The organism is Carboxylicivirga marina, assembly GCF_016612505.1.
GTDB lineage: Bacteria > Bacteroidota > Bacteroidia > Bacteroidales > Marinilabiliaceae > Carboxylicivirga > Carboxylicivirga marina.
Genome location: NZ_JAENRR010000012.1, coordinates 100,409 through 119,762 on the forward strand (window position 1 = coordinate 100,409; position 19,354 = coordinate 119,762).

The 19,354-nt window shown below is 38.2% G+C and carries 12 protein-coding genes; 10 read left to right on the forward strand and 2 right to left on the reverse strand.

Features of this window, described 5'->3' with window-relative positions; translation table 11 throughout:
- Positions 1–7 precede the first annotated feature (7 nt).
- From JIV24_RS07210 to JIV24_RS07235, 6 genes are all read left to right on the forward strand, one after another.
- Positions 8–988, forward strand: a complete 981-nt coding sequence (locus JIV24_RS07210) for a hypothetical protein (RefSeq protein ID WP_200464357.1) — start codon at positions 8–10, stop codon at positions 986–988.
- A 26-nt stretch (positions 989–1,014) separates the two neighbouring features.
- Entirely contained in the window at positions 1,015–2,190 is a 1,176-nt protein-coding gene (locus JIV24_RS07215) for a PKD domain-containing protein (RefSeq protein ID WP_200464358.1), read from the forward strand.
- A 147-nt stretch (positions 2,191–2,337) separates the two neighbouring features.
- Positions 2,338–5,550 (forward strand): cellulase family glycosylhydrolase, encoded by a 3,213-nt coding sequence (locus JIV24_RS07220; RefSeq protein WP_200464359.1) that lies wholly within the window; start codon positions 2,338–2,340, stop codon positions 5,548–5,550.
- Between the two features lie 21 nt (positions 5,551–5,571).
- On the forward strand, positions 5,572–6,231 hold the full coding sequence (locus tag JIV24_RS07225) for a fibronectin type III domain-containing protein (RefSeq protein WP_200464360.1): 660 nt from the start codon (positions 5,572–5,574) through the stop codon (positions 6,229–6,231).
- Positions 6,232–6,313: 82 nt separating this feature from the next.
- Complete coding sequence (locus JIV24_RS07230) at positions 6,314–8,632, forward strand: glycoside hydrolase family 3 N-terminal domain-containing protein (RefSeq protein ID WP_200464361.1); 2,319 nt, start codon at positions 6,314–6,316, stop codon at positions 8,630–8,632.
- A gap of 719 nt (positions 8,633–9,351) precedes the next feature.
- On the forward strand, positions 9,352–10,635 hold the full coding sequence (locus JIV24_RS07235; RefSeq protein WP_200464362.1) for a T9SS type A sorting domain-containing protein: 1,284 nt from the start codon (positions 9,352–9,354) through the stop codon (positions 10,633–10,635).
- Positions 10,636–10,887: 252 nt separating this feature from the next.
- Here JIV24_RS07235 and JIV24_RS07240 read toward each other — a convergent pair whose 3' ends face one another.
- The gene (locus tag JIV24_RS07240) at positions 10,888–11,205 is read right to left on the reverse strand and encodes a cupin domain-containing protein (protein ID WP_200464363.1); all 318 of its coding nucleotides are present in this window, start codon (positions 11,203–11,205) and stop codon (positions 10,888–10,890) included.
- Between the two features lie 2,631 nt (positions 11,206–13,836).
- On the opposite strand from JIV24_RS07240, the gene JIV24_RS07245 reads away from it, so the two are divergent.
- The 3 genes from JIV24_RS07245 (at position 13,837) to JIV24_RS07255 (ending at position 16,837) form a co-directional block, all read left to right on the forward strand.
- Positions 13,837–14,643, forward strand: coding sequence for a DNA-binding domain-containing protein (locus JIV24_RS07245; protein WP_200464364.1), 807 nt, complete (start codon positions 13,837–13,839; stop codon positions 14,641–14,643).
- A 491-nt stretch (positions 14,644–15,134) separates the two neighbouring features.
- Entirely contained in the window at positions 15,135–15,866 is a 732-nt protein-coding gene (locus JIV24_RS07250; RefSeq protein ID WP_200464365.1) for a hypothetical protein, read from the forward strand.
- A gap of 113 nt (positions 15,867–15,979) precedes the next feature.
- Positions 15,980–16,837 carry a CPBP family intramembrane glutamic endopeptidase gene (locus JIV24_RS07255; protein ID WP_200464366.1) on the forward strand — a complete coding sequence of 286 codons (858 nt, stop codon included), beginning with the start codon at positions 15,980–15,982 and terminating at the stop codon, positions 16,835–16,837.
- 461 nt (positions 16,838–17,298) lie between these two features.
- Here JIV24_RS07255 and JIV24_RS07260 read toward each other — a convergent pair whose 3' ends face one another.
- Positions 17,299–17,829, reverse strand: a complete 531-nt coding sequence (locus tag JIV24_RS07260; RefSeq protein WP_200464367.1) for a DUF6155 family protein — start codon at positions 17,827–17,829, stop codon at positions 17,299–17,301.
- 331 nt (positions 17,830–18,160) lie between these two features.
- On the opposite strand from JIV24_RS07260, the gene asnA reads away from it, so the two are divergent.
- Complete coding sequence (gene asnA / locus JIV24_RS07265) at positions 18,161–19,198, forward strand: aspartate--ammonia ligase (RefSeq protein WP_200464368.1); 1,038 nt, start codon at positions 18,161–18,163, stop codon at positions 19,196–19,198.
- Positions 19,199–19,354: the final 156 nt, after the last annotated feature.

A 19,354-nucleotide genomic window follows, 5' to 3' on the forward strand; every position in this document is an offset into this window, starting at 1 on the left:
TATTATTATGAAATATTTATCACAACTACTACTGGTCATTTTAGCAGTCGGTGTTTGGAATTGCGAACCAACCGAGGTTGGGGTAGTAGACGACTATAAGAAACAAAATCCTGAAAGCTTAAACGAACTGGCTGAACAGCTTCAAATTAATGTTACAGAACTTGCTACTCAGATATATGAGGTTGAATATGTTCGTGGAGCAGGAGGAGAAGCCGATAATGCCGTACAGTTTATCACATGGGATTTTGGCAACGGCGAATCGAGTTCGAAGGATAAGGATACCATCTATTACAATTATGAGGGAGACTATATCCTTAAATTTAATGCTTATACATATGATGGCGAGTTGTCAACGGAAGTAGCCACTATTGAAGCACGCGAGACCTTAGATTGTAATATTGGTAAAACCATTTTAATGGACAACTTTGACGATGAAGCCGGATATTCAGGTTCGTGGGTGCAAAAACACCCGAATGATGTAGCGCTTTTCAAAGATTACCATGTGGATGAAAATCCTTATCAATTTCCCGAAGGTAACAATGTGCTGTTAATTGGTAAAGCCGGTGGCTGGTGGACTGAAGTAGCTTATGATTTCGATTCTGATGTTTTTGACTTCTCACCTGCGGGTATGTGGCGTAAAGTAGCCATGCGTTTTCACATTCCAAGCACCTTTGAAGTGAGCCAGGGTAATTTCGACTTTAATATTCCAGAGTCTTACTTAAACCTAAAAATTGGTTTAAATGATGGTTCTGGTCGTCAGGAGATTGAGCGTAAAATCAAAGTAAGCGAATTAGATCAGTGGGTAGATGTAGAGTTTGATTTTACTGATAGTTCATTTGAACAGATTGACCCAACTCAGGTAAAAAGTATTTGGGTAATGTTTACACATGCATGGGACAACGACAGAGGTGCAGGTCGTGATGGTACAGGTGTGATTATGGTTGACGATATTGAATTAATTCAAAAAGTTCCTGGTTGCTTTGAATAAAGTATGCATTCTAAAAGATTAATACAATGAAGAAAATATTATATACGATTGCAATCGCTGTATTGGCATTAACAGTGGCTTGCGAAGATGAAAGTAAGCCAAAAGACTGGAGTGAGAATGTCATCGATCTGGATGTTTCATTTACCGATGTTTCAAATGAAATTGGTATTGCCAATAGCTATGCTTTTGAGAACAATACACCAGATTTGAGTTACATTGAGTGGGATTTTGGTAATGGCACAACCGTGCGTCAGCAGTCAGGTGTGTTTATTTACACCGTTAATGGCACCTACCAGCCAAAGGTAACGGCTGTTTACGGTAATAGAGTTAACGTTGAAACATTTGATGAAATCAGTGTTTTGGCAGATGAATTGATTGTTGTAAGCGATGTTTCTACGCCTGGAGTGGCTGGAGAAGAGAATTTAAGACGCTTACAAATTAGTGCTGATGCTTCAACTGTATTTACTGACAGTCGCTGGGATTTTGGTGATGGCGTATGGGTGAATACCGATGAAACAGACATAACGAAGCGCTACCTTGATGCAGGAACATATACAGTGAAATTTGAAGCGACTGTTCAAGGGGCATTCTTAAGTGCTGAGGCAACCGTAAATATTGAGCAAGGCAATATTCAGAAAGAAAGTGTGCTATTCAATAACTTTGACGATGATGCAACTTATGCAGGATCATGGGCTGAAGCCAATGGTGATACCAAACTGTTGAATGATTATAATCCCGATACCAATCCGTATGTATTTGACGGAAGTAATGTTTTACTGATGGGTAAAACTGGTGGTTGGTGGACCGAAGCGAATTATGGTATCTCTCAGGGTTCTCTAAATTTCTCCAGCGAATACACCGAGGTAGCATTACGCGTTTATCTTGAAGGCAATACCGTTAATATCGGCGGAATAGATTATAATTTTAATATGCCTGAGAATGAGCGCACATTAAAAGTCGGTCTTACAACAATTGATCATTATGACGGACGTGTTGAAGTGGAACATACTATCAATTCTACTGATGGATGGCTTGACCTGTCATTTGACTTTTCCGACAAGGATTTCTCTCATGGTAATATCGATGCCAATGATATCAGACATTTATGGGTAATGTTTAGTCATGGTAAAGGCACGCACGGTGTCGTATATGTCGATGACATCATGTTGAAGAAGGAATATCCTGGTATTAAAAAGCCATAATTATAACAGAGAATAAGGCAGAAAGGTGAATGTTCATTCACCTGCTGCCTTACTCAATGTGAATTAAACTGCTGTAGTTTGATTCTTAGATTTATAATAAGTGCAGGTTATAGTAGTTTAAATATGGTAGAATATAAAAGAAACAAGATGAAGTATATATTTCCTTTAATTGTTTTAGCCTTAAGTTTTTGTGCGATTAATGCCCAAACACTTAAAACCGATGGTAAGCTAATTAAAACCGATCAGGGAGAAAAAGTAATCTTACGCGGTGTTGGCACAGGTAACTGGGTGCTAATGGAAGGGTACATGATGAAAACAGCTGGTGTTGCCGGAACACAGCATGAGTTTCGAGCAAAACTAACTGAGACGATTGGCAAAACCGTAACAGATGAATTTTTTGAACTGTGGTGGAACAATCATATGACTAAAGCTGATGTGGATTCCATGGCTAAATGGGGCTTTAATAGCTTGCGTCTGGCCATGCACTACAACCAGTTTACACCTCCTGTTGAAGATGAAAGCGCCAGCAATCTGAGTACTAAAAATTACACATGGTTTCAAAGTGGCTTCGAGCGTGTCGACGATGTATTAAGCTGGTGTGAAGCCAATAATATGTATCTGATTCTTGATTTGCATGCGGCACCAGGCGGACAAGGGCGAAATGCTGATATTAGTGATTATGACGATAGTAAACCATCTTTATGGGAAGATGCGGATAACCGACATAAGATGGTGGCTCTGTGGCGTAAATTAGCCGAACGTTATAAAGATGAGCCCTGGATTGGTGGCTATGACCTGTTGAATGAAACGAATTGGAATGAACTCAAGGATAATGGCAATGAAATGCTGTGGAGTTTGCTGGAGGAATGTACAGATGCCATTCGTGCTACAGGTGATGATCATATTATCTTTTTGGAAGGTAACGACTGGGCTAATAACTACGATGGTTTGCCAGATCCTTTATGGGATGATAACCTGGTCATTAGTTTTCATAAATATTGGAATAATGTAGATGCCAATTCACTGGATTGGATAATTGAAAAAAGTGAGCAGTACAATGTGCCTTTATGGTTGGGGGAGAGTGGTGAGAACTCAAATGTGTGGTATACGCACTTGATTTCCCTTTGTGAAAGCAAAGATATTGGATGGTCGTGGTGGCCGGTGAAAAAGAATGGTATTAACAATATCATGTATGTTGAAGAGCCGCAGTCCTACAAAAAGCTAATTGATGGCTGGCGCACTAGTGAAACATCAGATGATGTTACCGGACAGGCTGCGATCGATGCTGTTAAAGAATGGGCCAATAACCATAAAATTGAAAATGTAACGGTCATGTATGATGTGATTGATGCGATGATACGTCAGCCACAGACTTATGATACGAAGCCATATAAGTCGCATAAGATTGGCGATAGAACGTGGTTTGCCGATTACGATTTAGGACGCAATGGTTATGCTTATTGGGATACTGATACGGCTAACCTGAGTCAGGTGACTGATTATACCGATTGGAATACCGGCTGGGCTTATCGTAGTGATGGTGTAGATGTTCAACATTGCACCGATACTCAGCAAGATGGTTCTTTTGTGGAGGCGCCTTATAATGTTGGGTGGACCGCTGATAATGAGTGGTTGCAATACACTATTAATAATACGACCGAACAGTCCTACACACTTAATATTCGTCATGCTGGTAATGCTGCAAAAATTAAGTTAATGGTCAATGGTCTTGATGTGACCTCTGTACTTGAAGTACCATCAACGGCCAACTACGAAACATGGACCACAACGGCTTTTAACAACATTATTTTGCCGGCAGGAGAGGTGAAAGTGGTGTTTTACTTTGAGCAGGGAGGAGCCAATTTGAACTTCTTCGAATTTGTAAATCCTCAGGCTATCAGTAATGTCGATTTCAAAGCTTTTTCGGCTGAATCAGACAAGGAAGGCCAGCTTGTTTATTTGACACTTAATAAAGCTGTTGATGCAGGTGCCAGTTTAAGCCTGGGTGAGTTTACCTTAAAAGATAGAGCTAATGAGCCCGTTCAACTAAGTGATGTGCAGGTGAGTGCTCATAATCCTAAAATATTGGCCTTGACCACAGCGTCCAGGTTTACCTATTTTGATGAATTATCCCTGACTTACAGTGGTACAAGTGTTGTATCAGGGACACAAGCCCTTGGAAGTTTTAGTGATATGCCTGTGGCTAATAACTTGCCTATGCGCCATGCTGTTCCTGGTAAAATCGAAGCCGAAGATTTTAAGCATAATAATGGATTTACGTTTGAGAATTGTTCCGACGAAGGCGGAGGTATGAACTCCTCGTATGCCCGCGAAGGCTATTACCTCGACTATCTGATCTCTGTGCAAAATACGGCTTACTATGATTTAAGCATGCGTATTGCCTCTGAGAATAATGCGCCAAAAGTATCGATGTGGCTCAGTAAGGACAATGGTGAAACATTTGAATCTGTAGCGACTATTTCATTGCGAAGTACCGGTGGCTGGAGCACATGGGAAACACAGAATGGTACCTCTCTGTTACTTAATAAGGGTGAATACCATTTACGTTTTAAGGTCGAACAACAAGAGCATAATCTTAACTGGTTTGAATTTAAGCAAGTTGGAGCTGTTATCTCTGATGATCTTGACGAAATATTCTCTGCTACAAATTTTCAGATATCGTATGTATCCCCATCATGCTATCAATTAGCTGATGGGAATATGACGATTCTTAGTAAAGTAGCACCGCTTACAATAGAATTAAACGATGGTAGTACGCATCCGATCAGCCAGGATGTGCCCTACACAATCTCTGACCTGGCAGCAGGGGAATATCAGCTTGTTGCTACATCTGTTAATCTTTACGATAGTTATTACAAAGTGGTGCTAAAGGAGGCTGATGCCTTAAAAAGTAAAGCCATATTAAAAGGTAGTACTGTGGCTATTGAGATTGAAGGAGGAGAAGCGCCATATACCATCGAAGTAAATGGTCAAAGCTATGTGAGCCAGTCATCAAGCCTAAGCTTAAAAAATCTGGCTGCCGGAAACTATACGGCTAACATCATGGACAGTAATCAATGTTCGCAAGATACAGAGCTGTCTTTCACAATTGATGCGATTGATATTTATCCTAACCCGGTTAATGAGGGTGTTATTTATATCAATTGTCCCATTTTTGATGATGAACAGGAGTATACACTGGAAGTTTATTCAATTAATGGACAACGTTTGATAGCCAAACAACAGAAGACATTAAATAATCAAATGATTTTAAACGTAAGTCAGCTCAAGAGTGGGGCTTACCTTTTAAAAGTTGTCAATGATTATTATTCAGAAACGATCAGCTTTATTGTATCATAACAATCATTAAAACAAAGAATTATGCAAAAACAATTGATGATATTCGGTTTAATGGTGGTTTTGTTCGCTTGCGAAAAATCAGAAGATGCTAATCTGGCACCCAATATACCTGTTATTCTTAATCCCGCCGAAGGTACCACTTGCGAACTTTTAAGACCTTCGTTTACCTGGGAGGCAAGCGACCCCGAAGAAGATGAGCTGACATATACCATTTGGTTAGGAACAGAAGAAAATCAGCTTAGTGTAGAAAGCGCCAATTTGCAACACACTCGCTACACGCCTACAGAAAATTTAGCTTTCGGCACAATATATTACTGTCAAATAGAGGCACATGATGCTGCAAATAGCACTAAAAGTGAGGTTGTTTCATTTTCAACAACCGGTGAAGGCGAAAGTGGCGTGTTACCATCCCGACCTGTCGTTATCGCACCAAAGACCAACATCCTGGCAGGCGATATTGCATTTAGCTGGAATGAATCAACACATGGGGTGGGTACTATTGTTTACGATTTATATGTGCAACAAGGCGAAGCTTCTGAATTTTCATTACTGGAAGCCGAAATATCGGGTACCGCTTCTACTCATAATATAACTGCAGGCAAGCTGAGCTGGTATGTTGAAGCAAAGGATAGCAGAGGGCAGGTAGCCAGAAGCAGCACTATCAGCATAACACTGAATTAGAAAAAGGCAATTAAATATTATTGAAAATATCATGCTGCATCAGCGGCAAGAGTCATGTCTATTGAGAATTAATTTTTTACAGATGAAACGAATAAATACTATAATTGCGGTCATAGCCATATGCCTATCTTTTATAGCTTGTCAGCCCGAAGAACAGACTTCGCCGTATGAGCAGGAAATAGATAAGATATTAGCGCAAATGACTGTTGAAGAGAAAGTGGGGCAAACAGCTCAATTCACACTTGATGTCATTGGAGAAGGTGAGAATGTTTACTCCAGTCATTTCCCGTTTAAGTTAGACGAAGTGATGCTAAAAGACGTATTAGTCAATCGCAAAACGGGTTCCATCCTTAATACAGCCTCCAATACGCCATTAAGTCTAAAAGAATGGCATGCTGTTGTGAGTCGAATTCAGGAAATGGCAATTGAAACAACGGGTATTCCTGTTATCTATGGTATCGATGCCATACACGGAACTACTTATACACAGAAAGCTACATTCTTACCACAACAAATTGGTCAGGCAGCTACTTTTAACAGAGCGCTCGTGCACAAAGGAGCTCAGAATACGGCTTACGAAACACGTGCATCAAACCTGCCCTGGAACTTTTCTCCGGTATTGGATTTAGGTCGTAATGCGGCGTGGCCACGTATCTGGGAAACATTTGGTGAAGATGTTTACCTGATTTCAGAAATGGGTGAAGAGGTGATAACAGGTTACCAGGGAGCTAATAAAGAGGAAATTGGACAATACAATGTTGCTGCTTGTCTCAAGCACTATTTAGGCTACGGAACACCGGTAAATGGTAAGGACCGAACGCCTGCTAATATTCCTTTGCAGGAGCTAATCGAAAAGCACTACGAACCATTTGTAAGAGCCGTTGAGGCTGGTGCCTTAACCGTAATGGTTAATTCAGGTATTGTCAATGGTGAATCAGTACATGCCAGTTATAATCTGGTGACGAAAATGCTTAAGCAGGATTTAAATTTTGATGGTGTGGTAGTAACCGACTGGCAAGATATTAATAACCTTTATGCCCGCGATCGTATTGCTAAAAGTGATAAAGAAGCCATTAAAATTGCCTTTAATGCAGGTATTGATATGGCCATGGTGCCTTATGATACTGCTTATACCTGCCACTTTGTAGAGTTGGTTAACGAAGGGGAGGTATCTATGTCCAGACTGGATGATGCGGTGCGTCGTATTTTGCGCTTAAAGTATCGTCTTGGCTTATTTGAAAAGCCGGTGTTTGACTATCAGGAATATGAAAAGTTTGCGAGTGATGAGTTTAAGGCTGATGCACGCCTAACAGCCGAAGAGTCCATCACTCTATTAAAGAATGAGGACAATATTTTACCATTATCTGCTAATCATAAAATCCTTGTAACGGGTCCTAATGCACACTCCTTACGTAGCTTACAAGGTGGATGGACACTCTCGTGGCAAGGCGAAAAAGTCGAACAGTTTATCGATAACAAGAATACCTTCCTGACCTCCATTAAGAGCCATGCTAAAAATGTGGTGTATGCAGCAGGTGTATCATATAAGAAAGACGCCTATTGGAAAGAAGAAAGTACAAATATTGCTGAAGCTGTAAAGGCCGCAAAAGGCGTAGATGTTATTGTAGCCTGTGTGGGTGAAAATACATATACCGAGAAACCAGGTGACTTAAATGATCTTTCATTATCGCAAAATCAGCAAGATTTAGTAAAAGCATTGGCTAAAACAGGTAAACCAATTGTATTGGTGCTAAATGAAGGTCGTCCGCGTACCATTCCTAATATTGAGCCTCTGGCAGGAGCCATTGTGCATACTTATCTGCCGGGTACATTTGGTGGAGAGGTAACAGCTGATATTTTATTTGGTGTGACTAACCCTTCTGGTAAGCTACCTTATACCTATCCAAAGCATCCTAATTCACTGATGAATTACGATTATAAGCCGGCTGAGAACAGAACGGAGATGGAAGGAGCCTACAATTATGGTGCGGTGCAGGATTTACAGTTTGGTTTTGGACATGGACTGAGTTACACCACATTTGAGTATAGTAATTTAAGGGTTGATAAAACCAACTTTACAGCTACTGATGTGTTAACCTTCTCCATTGATGTTACCAATACGGGACAACGAGCAGGCAAGGAAGCAGTATTGCTTTTTAGCTCAGACTTATATGCCTCTATTACGCCAGATAATCGTCGATTAAGAGGTTTTGAAAAGGTAGAGCTACAGGTGCAGGAAACGAAAACCGTTGAATTTGAGTTAAAAGCTTCAGATCTGGCTTTTGTTAATCTTAATGGAGAGTGGGTGCTTGAAGAAGGTGATTTTAAAGTACAGGTAGGAAGCGAAGTGCTTATGATTCATGCTACTCAGGGAGGCCAATGGGCCAACCCTTTTAGATAGAACACATACACAAATAGTTACACAAGGCAGGGAGTGATGGTTTACACCATTATTTCCTGCCTTTTTTATATTCAAAAATTAGTGAGTTGGTGTTTCTATATTTTTAATCATTATCTATCCATTGCCTGTGCCATCAAAATAGCACTTCCTGCCAAACTGAGTGCAATGTAAAGGAATAAGCTAATTGGCTGATTGTCAATTTAAGTTAGACTTACAGTCCAAGTTGTGAACATTGTAACTTTCCCAATGCGTTGTACTGGGCTTTCTTAAACTGCACTTTATTGCGACATTAATATCAAACACACGATAAATAATCTTCTTTGTTGGATGCAGAACGATGAAATGCCACCTGTTATCATTTGATTTTGATGTGTTTATCCATTATGGACGCTATCAACCCGTAGTCTTTTAGATTGTCCCTTTAAAAGCCGAAAAAGTATCTCATTTACTTGATAATAATACTTCATAAGACATGATGAGTTAACGTGTTTGTGAGTTGTGTAAGTATTAGGTATACAGCGTTATAGTGTTGTTTGTCTATTGTTTGTGCAATACGCTTATTCAACTGTACAGATTAAATAGAGCTTACATATTGGTTTTCCAAATAATGAATGTTTAAAATCGTAAAGAGTTGTTAATGTAATTGCATTGTTCAAATATGACAATGACAAATATTTGCAATTACTATACCCTTTTATTAACTAATTAAAATGAACAACATGAAAAAATTATTTACTCTATTAACTGTTCTAATGCTATCTATCGGAATGACTTTAGCACAATCATTACCCTTAGATTTTGAATCTGACTATGGTGATAATCTAATATTTGGAGATGGAGGACAAGGTGAAATTGTTGGTGACCCTGCTGTTGGTGGAAGTCATGGACAGGTACTTAAATATACTGAAAACGGGCCTACAGTAGCATGGGACCAAGATGGCCCGAAAGATTGGCAGCATGCGAAAATTATATTAGCAGATAATTACATTGATTTAACAGGAGCAAACAAGACTGTAACATTAGATGTATATACAACTGTGGCTACTGGTGGTTTATTAAAGCTTGAATCTTCCTTAAATGGTGGTGGTGATGTTGAAGTTGGTTTCTCAACCCTAGGTAACGGATGGGAATCGATTAGTCTAGATTTTTCAACTACTAGTGCAAATGACGAATATCTTCATGTTGTTTTTCTTCCGGGCTACGGCGGTTCTAATGGCATAACAGATGAGGTATTTTATTTTGATAATATAACTGGACCTATTGGTTCAGCAACAACACCTGACCCAGTGCCTGTTAATTTGTTGAATGATTTTGATGGTGCCAGTGTTTGTGCAGTTGTGGAAACGATGGGAGCACCAGCACCTACCTTTAACATTGTAGATGATCCTGCAGGAGGAACTAATCAAGTGTTTGAATTTGTAAAACCTACAACAAGTGGTTGGAATCACTGGGATAGAATTCATTTTGAACTCAATGAGTCTATTGAGATTATTGGTGGCAAAGCGGCTTTTAGTATTAAAGCGTATTCACCTGCAATCAAAGGTTTCTTATTAAAAATTGCTGATGATGCTGATTCTGATAATGCACCTAATAAGGCTGAAATATGGCAAGATGTAACGCAGGTAAATACTTGGGAGACATTAACATATGTATTTACAGGCTTGAGTGATGCTGAATATAAGCATGTTTTTATTTATCCTGCAGGAGGCGATGGTGACTTGAATTCATACTTTATTGATGATGTTAAAGGTCCTAATTTAAAATCTGCTACAGCAATAGCTGAAGCGAATGTAGAAAATTTGACTATTTATCCTAACCCGGCCACGGATATACTTAATATTACTAGTGCAGAAGAAGGAAGCACTATTGAAGTATATGGTATCAATGGTGTGCTGGTAAAACAAGCAATGGTAAGCAATGGTCTTATCTCAGTTGCTGAATTACAGGATGGTATTTACTTTGTAAAAGTTGGTGATTTAGTTACTAAGTTGGTTAAGAGATAATTAACAATAAGTGATGTTAAAGGGGATAATTTCTAAGCGAAGTTATCCCCTTTTTATATGCGATTTTTCAACATCATGTTAATCAGCTCTTCCCTTTGCTATTGAAAGTAAGGGGAAGTACCACACCGTTCGGGGTGGGGATGGGGATTTAAAATGGCTTGCAATGATTCGTAAGTCCAAATGTAAACGAGTCCTGTTATTGGATACACTTTTTTTGTTCTATATTTCGCTCCAGATAATTCACTCCTTTTATCAATCTGATACCTTTTGCTTTATGACCAATAACTTTAAGGATGCGTTGCCCTTGTTTTCCCAACTTCTTTCCAGGTCTTTGTCGACATGAATAATATCTCCGGTATTAGCAATTATTTCTTCGTTGGATAGGATAAGTGTTCCGCTTCCTGAACTAACATAAAAGGTGACATCAATAGGTAGGGCATGGGCCGGTACAATACCACTTGCGTCAATATGTAATTCAACAATATCATTTTGATTGGTTGAGGCCAGTAAATACCCCGTGGTTATCTCGCTATCGAGTACCTTGGTTTTGTTTGAGTACTTGTAGTGCATAGTGAACTTTTTTGTAAATATACATGAAGACTTTATATATTTTCTGATTGTCTAGATGTGCAAATCGGGGAGTTAACTTGTGTTGATTCATTAAATGAATGGGGCAGGGGCGATAATAGGTTTTAATTGATTGCAATGACAAAAGGCATTCGCTTAAACGATGAATTTTCATTTCCTAGTTTGCTTATATTTTTGTCCTCAAGCCGGACAGGCTCATCCTTTCTCCTGCAGTCGAGAAAGGACGCAAAGAGTCCGCTGACTGCAGCACTCACTTACCCACTAATATTTCCTTACAGGGAAGATTTAATGATTCTCAATTCATGCTCCAAATCTTCCGTTCTTCCACTCAATAAGTGGGGCCCAAGTTGCGTTGCTGATGTCAGGCCTCCTGTAAACTCAATGGGTTCTTGGGTGGTGCGTTGGCCTGTCGGAAAGGGAAGGCCAGTGATGGAGTGAATTATTTCTTCTTGTAATAATTCAATGAAGGGGCTTGCCTTTATGTTTGCAAAACATCTTACTTCATTAGAATTATTGAGAAGAGAAAAGAGCGGGAGGGTATTCTTTCCGGCTAGTCCCGACATCGATTTTGTAGGATTTTAGCATAAAAATCCACAAAAATCATGAGCGGGATTGTTCCTTTTGGGCAATGCAAAAGGAAGTAATAATTGGCGCTTCGCCCAAACCAGAGTTATTTTTTCCAGCAGGTGAAAAACTAACGAAAAACCCCACTGACGGCAGCACTCGATGACCTTTCTAATCTTATTCACTGAATTAAAAGAACTCCCCCGATTATCATCGGTCTCAAACAGCTTTTAATTCTACGCTCACTTCGATTGAAAGGTGCCCATCTACGTTGCCGATGTCAGAACCCTTGGAAATTATCGTCTTTTCATTCACCACTCGAAACAAGGTTTCGAATCATTGAAAGGAAGTGATAAGAGTGGATATTGCGAATTGGAACAAAGTGGAAATCGTGAATACATAAAAACAAAAACAAATGAACAAATGTGGCTTCGACAAAGGAGAAGGGAAGCCTGCAGCAATAAATCCAACTCTGATGCGCAGCAATCACCTCTTTCAATAAGGTTTTTGTTTCCCGTTTTTCTAAAAAATGGGAATGCCTTCCCGGCACCAGGGAGTTGAAGGTATTATTCATAAAACAGCAGTAATTATATACAGTTTTTAATTCTACGTTCACTTCGCTTGAAAGGTACCCATTTACGTTGCTGATGTCAGTCCCCTTGGATATTCATTGGGATTTTTGGATGGCGTGTAGGCCGTGCCGGAAAGTGGAGGCCAGTGCTGGAGTGAAAAACTAATTTCGTGATACTTCTTAAAAGGAGCTTGCTTTTGCCTTTGATAAAAGGCTTTACTTTTAATAGATATATAGAAATTAGTTTGAGCGCGAGGGACATTTTGCCAGACTAGAATTTTTCTGCCTTTTGTGGCAATGACAAAAGGCAACCAGTCTGGTAAGACACTAACCTTGGCGCTTCGCCCAAACCCGAGTTACTTTTTTCTTCAGGAAAAAAACTAACGAAAAATCCTGCTGACTGCAGCACTCGATGACCTTTCTAATCTTATTCACTGAATTAAAAGAACTCAACCGATTATCATCGGTCTCTAACAGCTTTTAATTCTTCGTTCATTTCGATTGAATGGTACCCATCTACGTTGCTGATGTCAGGCCCCCTGTAAATTCGACGGGTTCTTGGGTGGCGCGTGGGCCAGTCGGAAAGGGAAGGCCAGTGATGGAGTGGATTATTTCTTCTTGTAATAATTCAATGAAGGGGCTTGCCTTAATGTTTGAAAAACATCTTACTTCATTAGAATTATTGAGAAGAGAAAAGAGTGCGAGGTATTCTTTCCGGCTAGTCCCGACATCGATTTTGTAGGATTTTAGTTTTAAAATCCACAAAAATCATGAGCGGGATTGTTTCTTTTACAGCAATGTTAAAAGAAAATCTGCCTGATAAGGCGTTCGCTAAAGCCGCGAAGGCTTATACTTTCTCCTACAGTCGAGAAAGTATACAAAGAGTCCGCTGACGGCAGCACTCGATGACCTTTCTAATCTCATTCTCTGAATTAAAAGAACTCAACCGATTATCATCGATTTCAAACAGCTTTTAATTCTTCGTTCACTTCGCTTGAAAGGTACCCATCTATGTTGCTGAGGTCAGTCCCCTTGGAAATTCATTTGGATTTTTGGATGGCGCGTTGGCCTGTTCATTTGACGAGCCAGTGATGGAGTGAATAATGAATAAGCTAGTAGAACAGCAAAGGAGTTTACTTACTTTGCGTGTGATGCGCTTAAGAATTAGAGCGTGTGAAAGCATCAATGGAACTAGCTGATGTAAAGATTCATTTAGTCCGCAACTTATACAGTGACCCCTTATTTATAGATTGTACGTCTTTAGTGATTTTAAACTTTGTGTACTTATATCTTGCAAATCATTGCATTATAACGTCAATATTATGTCAAAGTCATGCGATTTCAAAGAATTACTATCATTCATCAGGTAATTTATGTTATTTATCAAGTGAAATAAGCTGTTAACCAAAAGCAGTTAGTTGGGTGACGGATGTCATATTAACCTAATATTAAATAGAGCTAGCTTTATTATTGAAATTTTGCAAAGTAAACCGCCGGCTGGTCATCAACCTCTCTTAGTTTGGCGACGCGGATTGGACGATGTGGCCGGCGGAGCTTTGCAAGATAGGATTTATAATTTATTTATTATGGCTTTACGCTATGGACTTGTTCCAAATCATCTGACTGATGATCCTAATGACTGCATGGCAGTCACAACCGACAATGACACCATTAATGTGGAACAAATTGTTGAATCAATGGTTGGTAAAGGCTCTACCGTTACCAGGGCCGAAGCACTTTCGGTTATAGAAGAGTATGAATACGCCATTGCCGATGCAATACAGAAAGGTAATAATCTGAATACGGGCTTGTTTAAGGTACAACCTAGTATTTCGGGGGTATTTATGAATGATGAAGATGGTTTTGATGTCGCCCGTCATGCTGTTAAGTTAAACCTTAACCCTGGCAAAAGGCTTATTGAAGCGTCTGGAAAAATTGAACTTAAAAAGGTGGAAATCAATTCACCTCAACCCGTATTGCAACAGTTTATCAACCTAAAGAGCAATACCATTAATGAGGACTTTACGCCCGGTCAAGTGGCATCCATCAAAGGCTCCTTATTAAAGTTTGACACAGAAGATTCACAACAAGGCATCTTTTTTATTGCCGATGACGGTACTGAAACAAAAGTATCCAATGTGATTAAAAACAAACCTTCGGAATTGCTATTGTTTGTGCCTGAAGGATTAGCAAGTGGCATTTATCAGGTGGAAGTGAGAGTTATTCTCCACAAAGGAAAAACACTAAAAAAAGGAAGATTACTTTTTGATTTAGTTCCAGCATAGAACATGCTAAAGAGTCTGGCTATTAGTCAGACTCTTTTTTTTAGTCATTCCCCTAATTATGCATGTTGATACCCAAACCACTTGTCCTTATAAGCCCAAACCGCTAGGACTTACTACCCCAAACACATTGGAAGCATAAGCCCAAATAACTTGGTGGGTATAGCCCAATCAATTTGGGCAGTACTGCACAAGGTGCTTGAGTAGAAAAAATGTCATCATCGCTTTCGGGTAAGCCATCGCACTGATGCATATATCTGCTTGCTAAACGATGCTATCCATTCATCAACACAATGAGGTTATTTATCGACATAAGCATGCATAGACCAGAAAATATTTTAATTTAGCATTCACTAATCGGAAATAAGCTATTCCTTACCAACTGGTGGGAGAGGAGAATCAATAAGGTAGTAAATAGTAATATTAAATGTATCTGCACATAGGTGCGTATATATGCTAATATAATATCTGTATGTTGGGCTTAATAATAAAAAATGAATCCTTCTATAATTTTAAAATGTGAGCAAATAATTCGGGACTTAGCGAATGATATAGCTGCCAGAATAAACGATAAACCTTTTGTTTCAGAAATCACAAAGAAACTCAAGTTTGAAAATGCAAACGATTGGAGTGTCTTATGCAGTTTAATGGATGTTTTATCGGACACAGAACTTGCAAAAGAAAACTTCCTAAAATTTGGTATAGGTGGCCCTACTAAGATTCAAGATTATGGAGAACAATATTTAAGACTATACGGAATCACAAATGCAATATATCTGCAAAAATCTGCTGTACTATCCTTTATTGAACTAATAAAGCTCCCAAACAAAACAAAAGAAAAAAACAGAATCAATAGTTGTAAATTAATTGAATTTAGAAATATTGTTGGGGCACACACAGTTGACTTTCTTGATGATGGAGTAATTAATCCACATCAATTTCAAAGAGCTCTAATTGACAACGGTAGTATTTCAGTTTCCGATTCTAACAATACTTTTAAAGAATATAATCTTAAAGAGTTATTCGAAGAGTTTAATAATATTATCGAAGACATATTAATACGCTCAACTGAAAAATTCATTAAAACTGTTCTTAAACAAAATGGTGGGGAAAAGAAAAAAAAGTTGATTGATAAAATAGAAGCATTAAAAACTATTCAAGAAGGTGGTATAGTAATCTGGCCTGACAATGAAGAGGAATTATTTATTGCAAAAATAAAGAAATAAAAGTACTAAGCCCAATAAACCGCAATAGTCCTTTACATACAGGGTGCCAGTAATACAAATATTTTGAAAGGTAAAATCAAGTTTTAATAAGTTGATTTTAAACGCTAAATAACATGATTAACGAACCTGGACTTAAGCTACAAGACAAAACTGATAAAGAGCTCGAACATTTATCAAAGGAGCTTGATTATTACTTTGGTGAAGAGAAACAACAAATAATAGAGGAAGTTAAGCGTCGGAATTCGTTAAAGGCGAAGAAAGTTAAGCAAGAGAAATCGGTTTATCATTCTAAGTTGGAATTAATAATTGTATTATTTCTTGGCTTTGCATTTATTATCTACAATTCAACAATAGCCATACTGTACGACTACACATCAGATGAAATTCTTGTTTCGAATAATGGCAATTATATTTTAACCTTATACCAAATTATAACATTGGCCATCATCGGGGTATACTTAAAATATCGAGGTTGGAAATTGTCAGATTTTAACCTCGGCTTTAAGTTCCGAATGATATTGATTGCCATACTACTTTTCTATTTTACCAATCTGTTAATCAATATTTCATCGGGCATCACGGGCTTTGTTAATCCAGAATTATTTAATCCGGGAAACAACCCGGAGTATACACTTAATGCCAATTGGATAAGTTTGTCAATGATTTTAGTAATCAATTCGATATATGAAGAATCATTGCTGATAGGATACTTGTTTAAGCGTTTAGAGAAATTAAACCCAATAGTTGTAATCTGTTTTAGCATGCTAATCAGACTATCTTTCCATACTTATCAAGGTTGGCTAATGCTATTTACGATTATCCCGATGGCTCTGGTTTATGGAATATATTATTGGAAATTTAAAAGGTTATGGCCCCTTATTATTGCCCATGGAATACATAACCTGTTAGTGTTTTTAAGTTTACAGTACCAATGGCACGAGAAACTTCAGAGTTTAAACGATGCTTTGTAGAAATAAGGGCAAATATGGTTTTAATAAGATGCTACCAAGGCATTCACACCAAAGGTCGTTTTAGCAAAGTAAAACGACCCCGAGAGTCAATTGGAGTCATAATCTGACTCATTTATCACTATTATTCATTCTCACCAATTAAGGTTATAGTGTCCTATACGCTTTTATTCGTACCTCGAAGTGTCTCACTCATAAAAAGTCTCTATGTTAGGTAATTCTAAACCGGTGCCAGCTATTAGAACCCATTGCTTTAGTGAAGTTTGTTTTTTGTGTTGGCAAACGCAGCTGATACTTGATTTTGTTTCAAAAAAAAGCCCCATTCAATTGAATGAGGATTAGTGTATAAAACCCCTCTTATGAAACGACAACTAATGATAGTTGAGTTAATTATTTTATAATGGTCGCAATTATATTTTTAAGTATGTCTTCAAATGCAGGGTTGGATGAGAGGTGTAAAAACATCAACGATTTATTAAACTTTCAAATCCCAGTTTGTTCATCCAGTTTTGCACTTTCGCCTCATCTGCAATCTGTTGAATTCGACTTTTAAACTCTTTACGAATTCCTTGTTCGTCAACATATTCAATAGCATCACCAAACGCTTTTAACATGGCCTTATAAAACGCCTCTTGCTTAATGTGCTGTTCAGATGAATAGGTTTGTGCTATCTCTATATGATAAAACATGATATCAGCTACCAGCGAAGGTTCAACACCTAATCGATTAAAATGACGAATATACTTTTGGGCCACCGAACGCCTCATCTTGGCCTTTTTTCTTCTGCCAACGGGGAAGTACTCATTAGAAATCTTCATTTTACATTCTTCCATCAATTTGTTTTCCTTAGGGTTGAATGCAAAATCGTAAAACTCTTTTACTTCTTTAAAGCGTGTATACAAATCGGTGATTTGCTCTTCCAGCTGTTTCTTACTTAATTCACGTAAATATTGTTTCAGGTCTTTTTTACTCATGGCGTAAAAGTAGTCATTCATCAGGAAACTGGGGTGGGGAAGTGGTTCCCGTTTTTTAAAATTGGTAATACGCTTCGTTAATACTTTGAAAAAAAGAAGGGATTTGATTAAATAAGCTAATAGAAATGGTTCAGTTATACTGATTACTAATTATAACTAAAAGTAATTTCTGTGGCTGCGCTTTGTTGGTAAGCTTTGTATATATCCGCTTTTGAGTTTAGTTTTGAATTGAAATTTAAATTGAAAGCAAAAATAAAGTATATGTGTTATTAGTCACGATATGCTATATGTCATGTTTTAATTCGTTACATTTATTGAGTTTTAGATAATAAATCAATATAAATACAACAACATGGCAAAATTATTTATTCCAAAGAACTATGATCCAATTCTGGATTTAAAACAGACTGAACATGCTATTAAAACGGTGAAAGACCATTTTCAAACGGCACTATCAGCCGAATTGCGTTTAAGGCGTGTTACGGCACCATTATTTGTAATGAAGGGTACAGGTATTAATGACGATTTGAATGGTATTGAACGCCCAGTGGCTTTTCCAATTAAAGAATTTAATGATCAGGAAGCAGAGGTGGTACACTCATTAGCCAAGTGGAAGCGTATGATGCTGGCCGATTACGATATTGAAGAAGGGTTTGGTCTATATACCGATATGAATGCCATTCGTCCGGATGAAGAGTTAAGTAATATTCATTCTTTATATGTTGACCAGTGGGATTGGGAGCGTCACATCGGAAAAGCTGATTATCAGTTGGATTATCTCAAATACATAGTTAAAAAAATATATGAGGTAATGAAACGCACTGAGTTTATTGTTTATGAACGCTACCCTAGTATAAAGCCAATATTACCTGAAAAAATAACTTTTATCCAATCGCAGGATTTATTAGATAAGTACCCTAATTATACTCCCAAAGAGCGCGAAGATGCAGCCGCCAAGGAATATGGTGCAGTATTTTTAATGGGGATTGGTAATAAGTTATCCCATGGCGAAAAGCATGATGGACGAGCTCCTGATTATGATGATTGGAGTACCGAAACGGCGGATGGCTTTAATGGATTAAATGGAGATATCTTAGTTTGGAACCCGATATTGGAGCGTTCGTTTGAAATATCATCAATGGGTATTCGTGTGTCGCCTAAAGTATTGGAAAAGCAGTTGGATATTGAAGGGTGCCCTGAGCGCAAAGAGTTATTATATCATAAGCGCTTATTGAATGGCGAACTACCACTTTCGATAGGTGGGGGTATTGGTCAGTCGCGCTTGTGTATGTTCTTTTTGCGTAAAGCCCATATTGGAGAAATACAGTCGAGCATTTGGCCCGATGGCATGAGACAGGAATGTAAGGATAATAATATTGTGTTGGTTTGATACTGATTTCAATTGGTTTTAAAAATATAATGACTCGCCCATCGTTGATTTCAACTTGGCGCGAGTTTGTTTTAAATAGTTAGTTAATCCTTACGAACTAAAAAACACTGGAGATATGCTATAAGTTTTAAAGTATATTTCCAGTATTATTTTTAG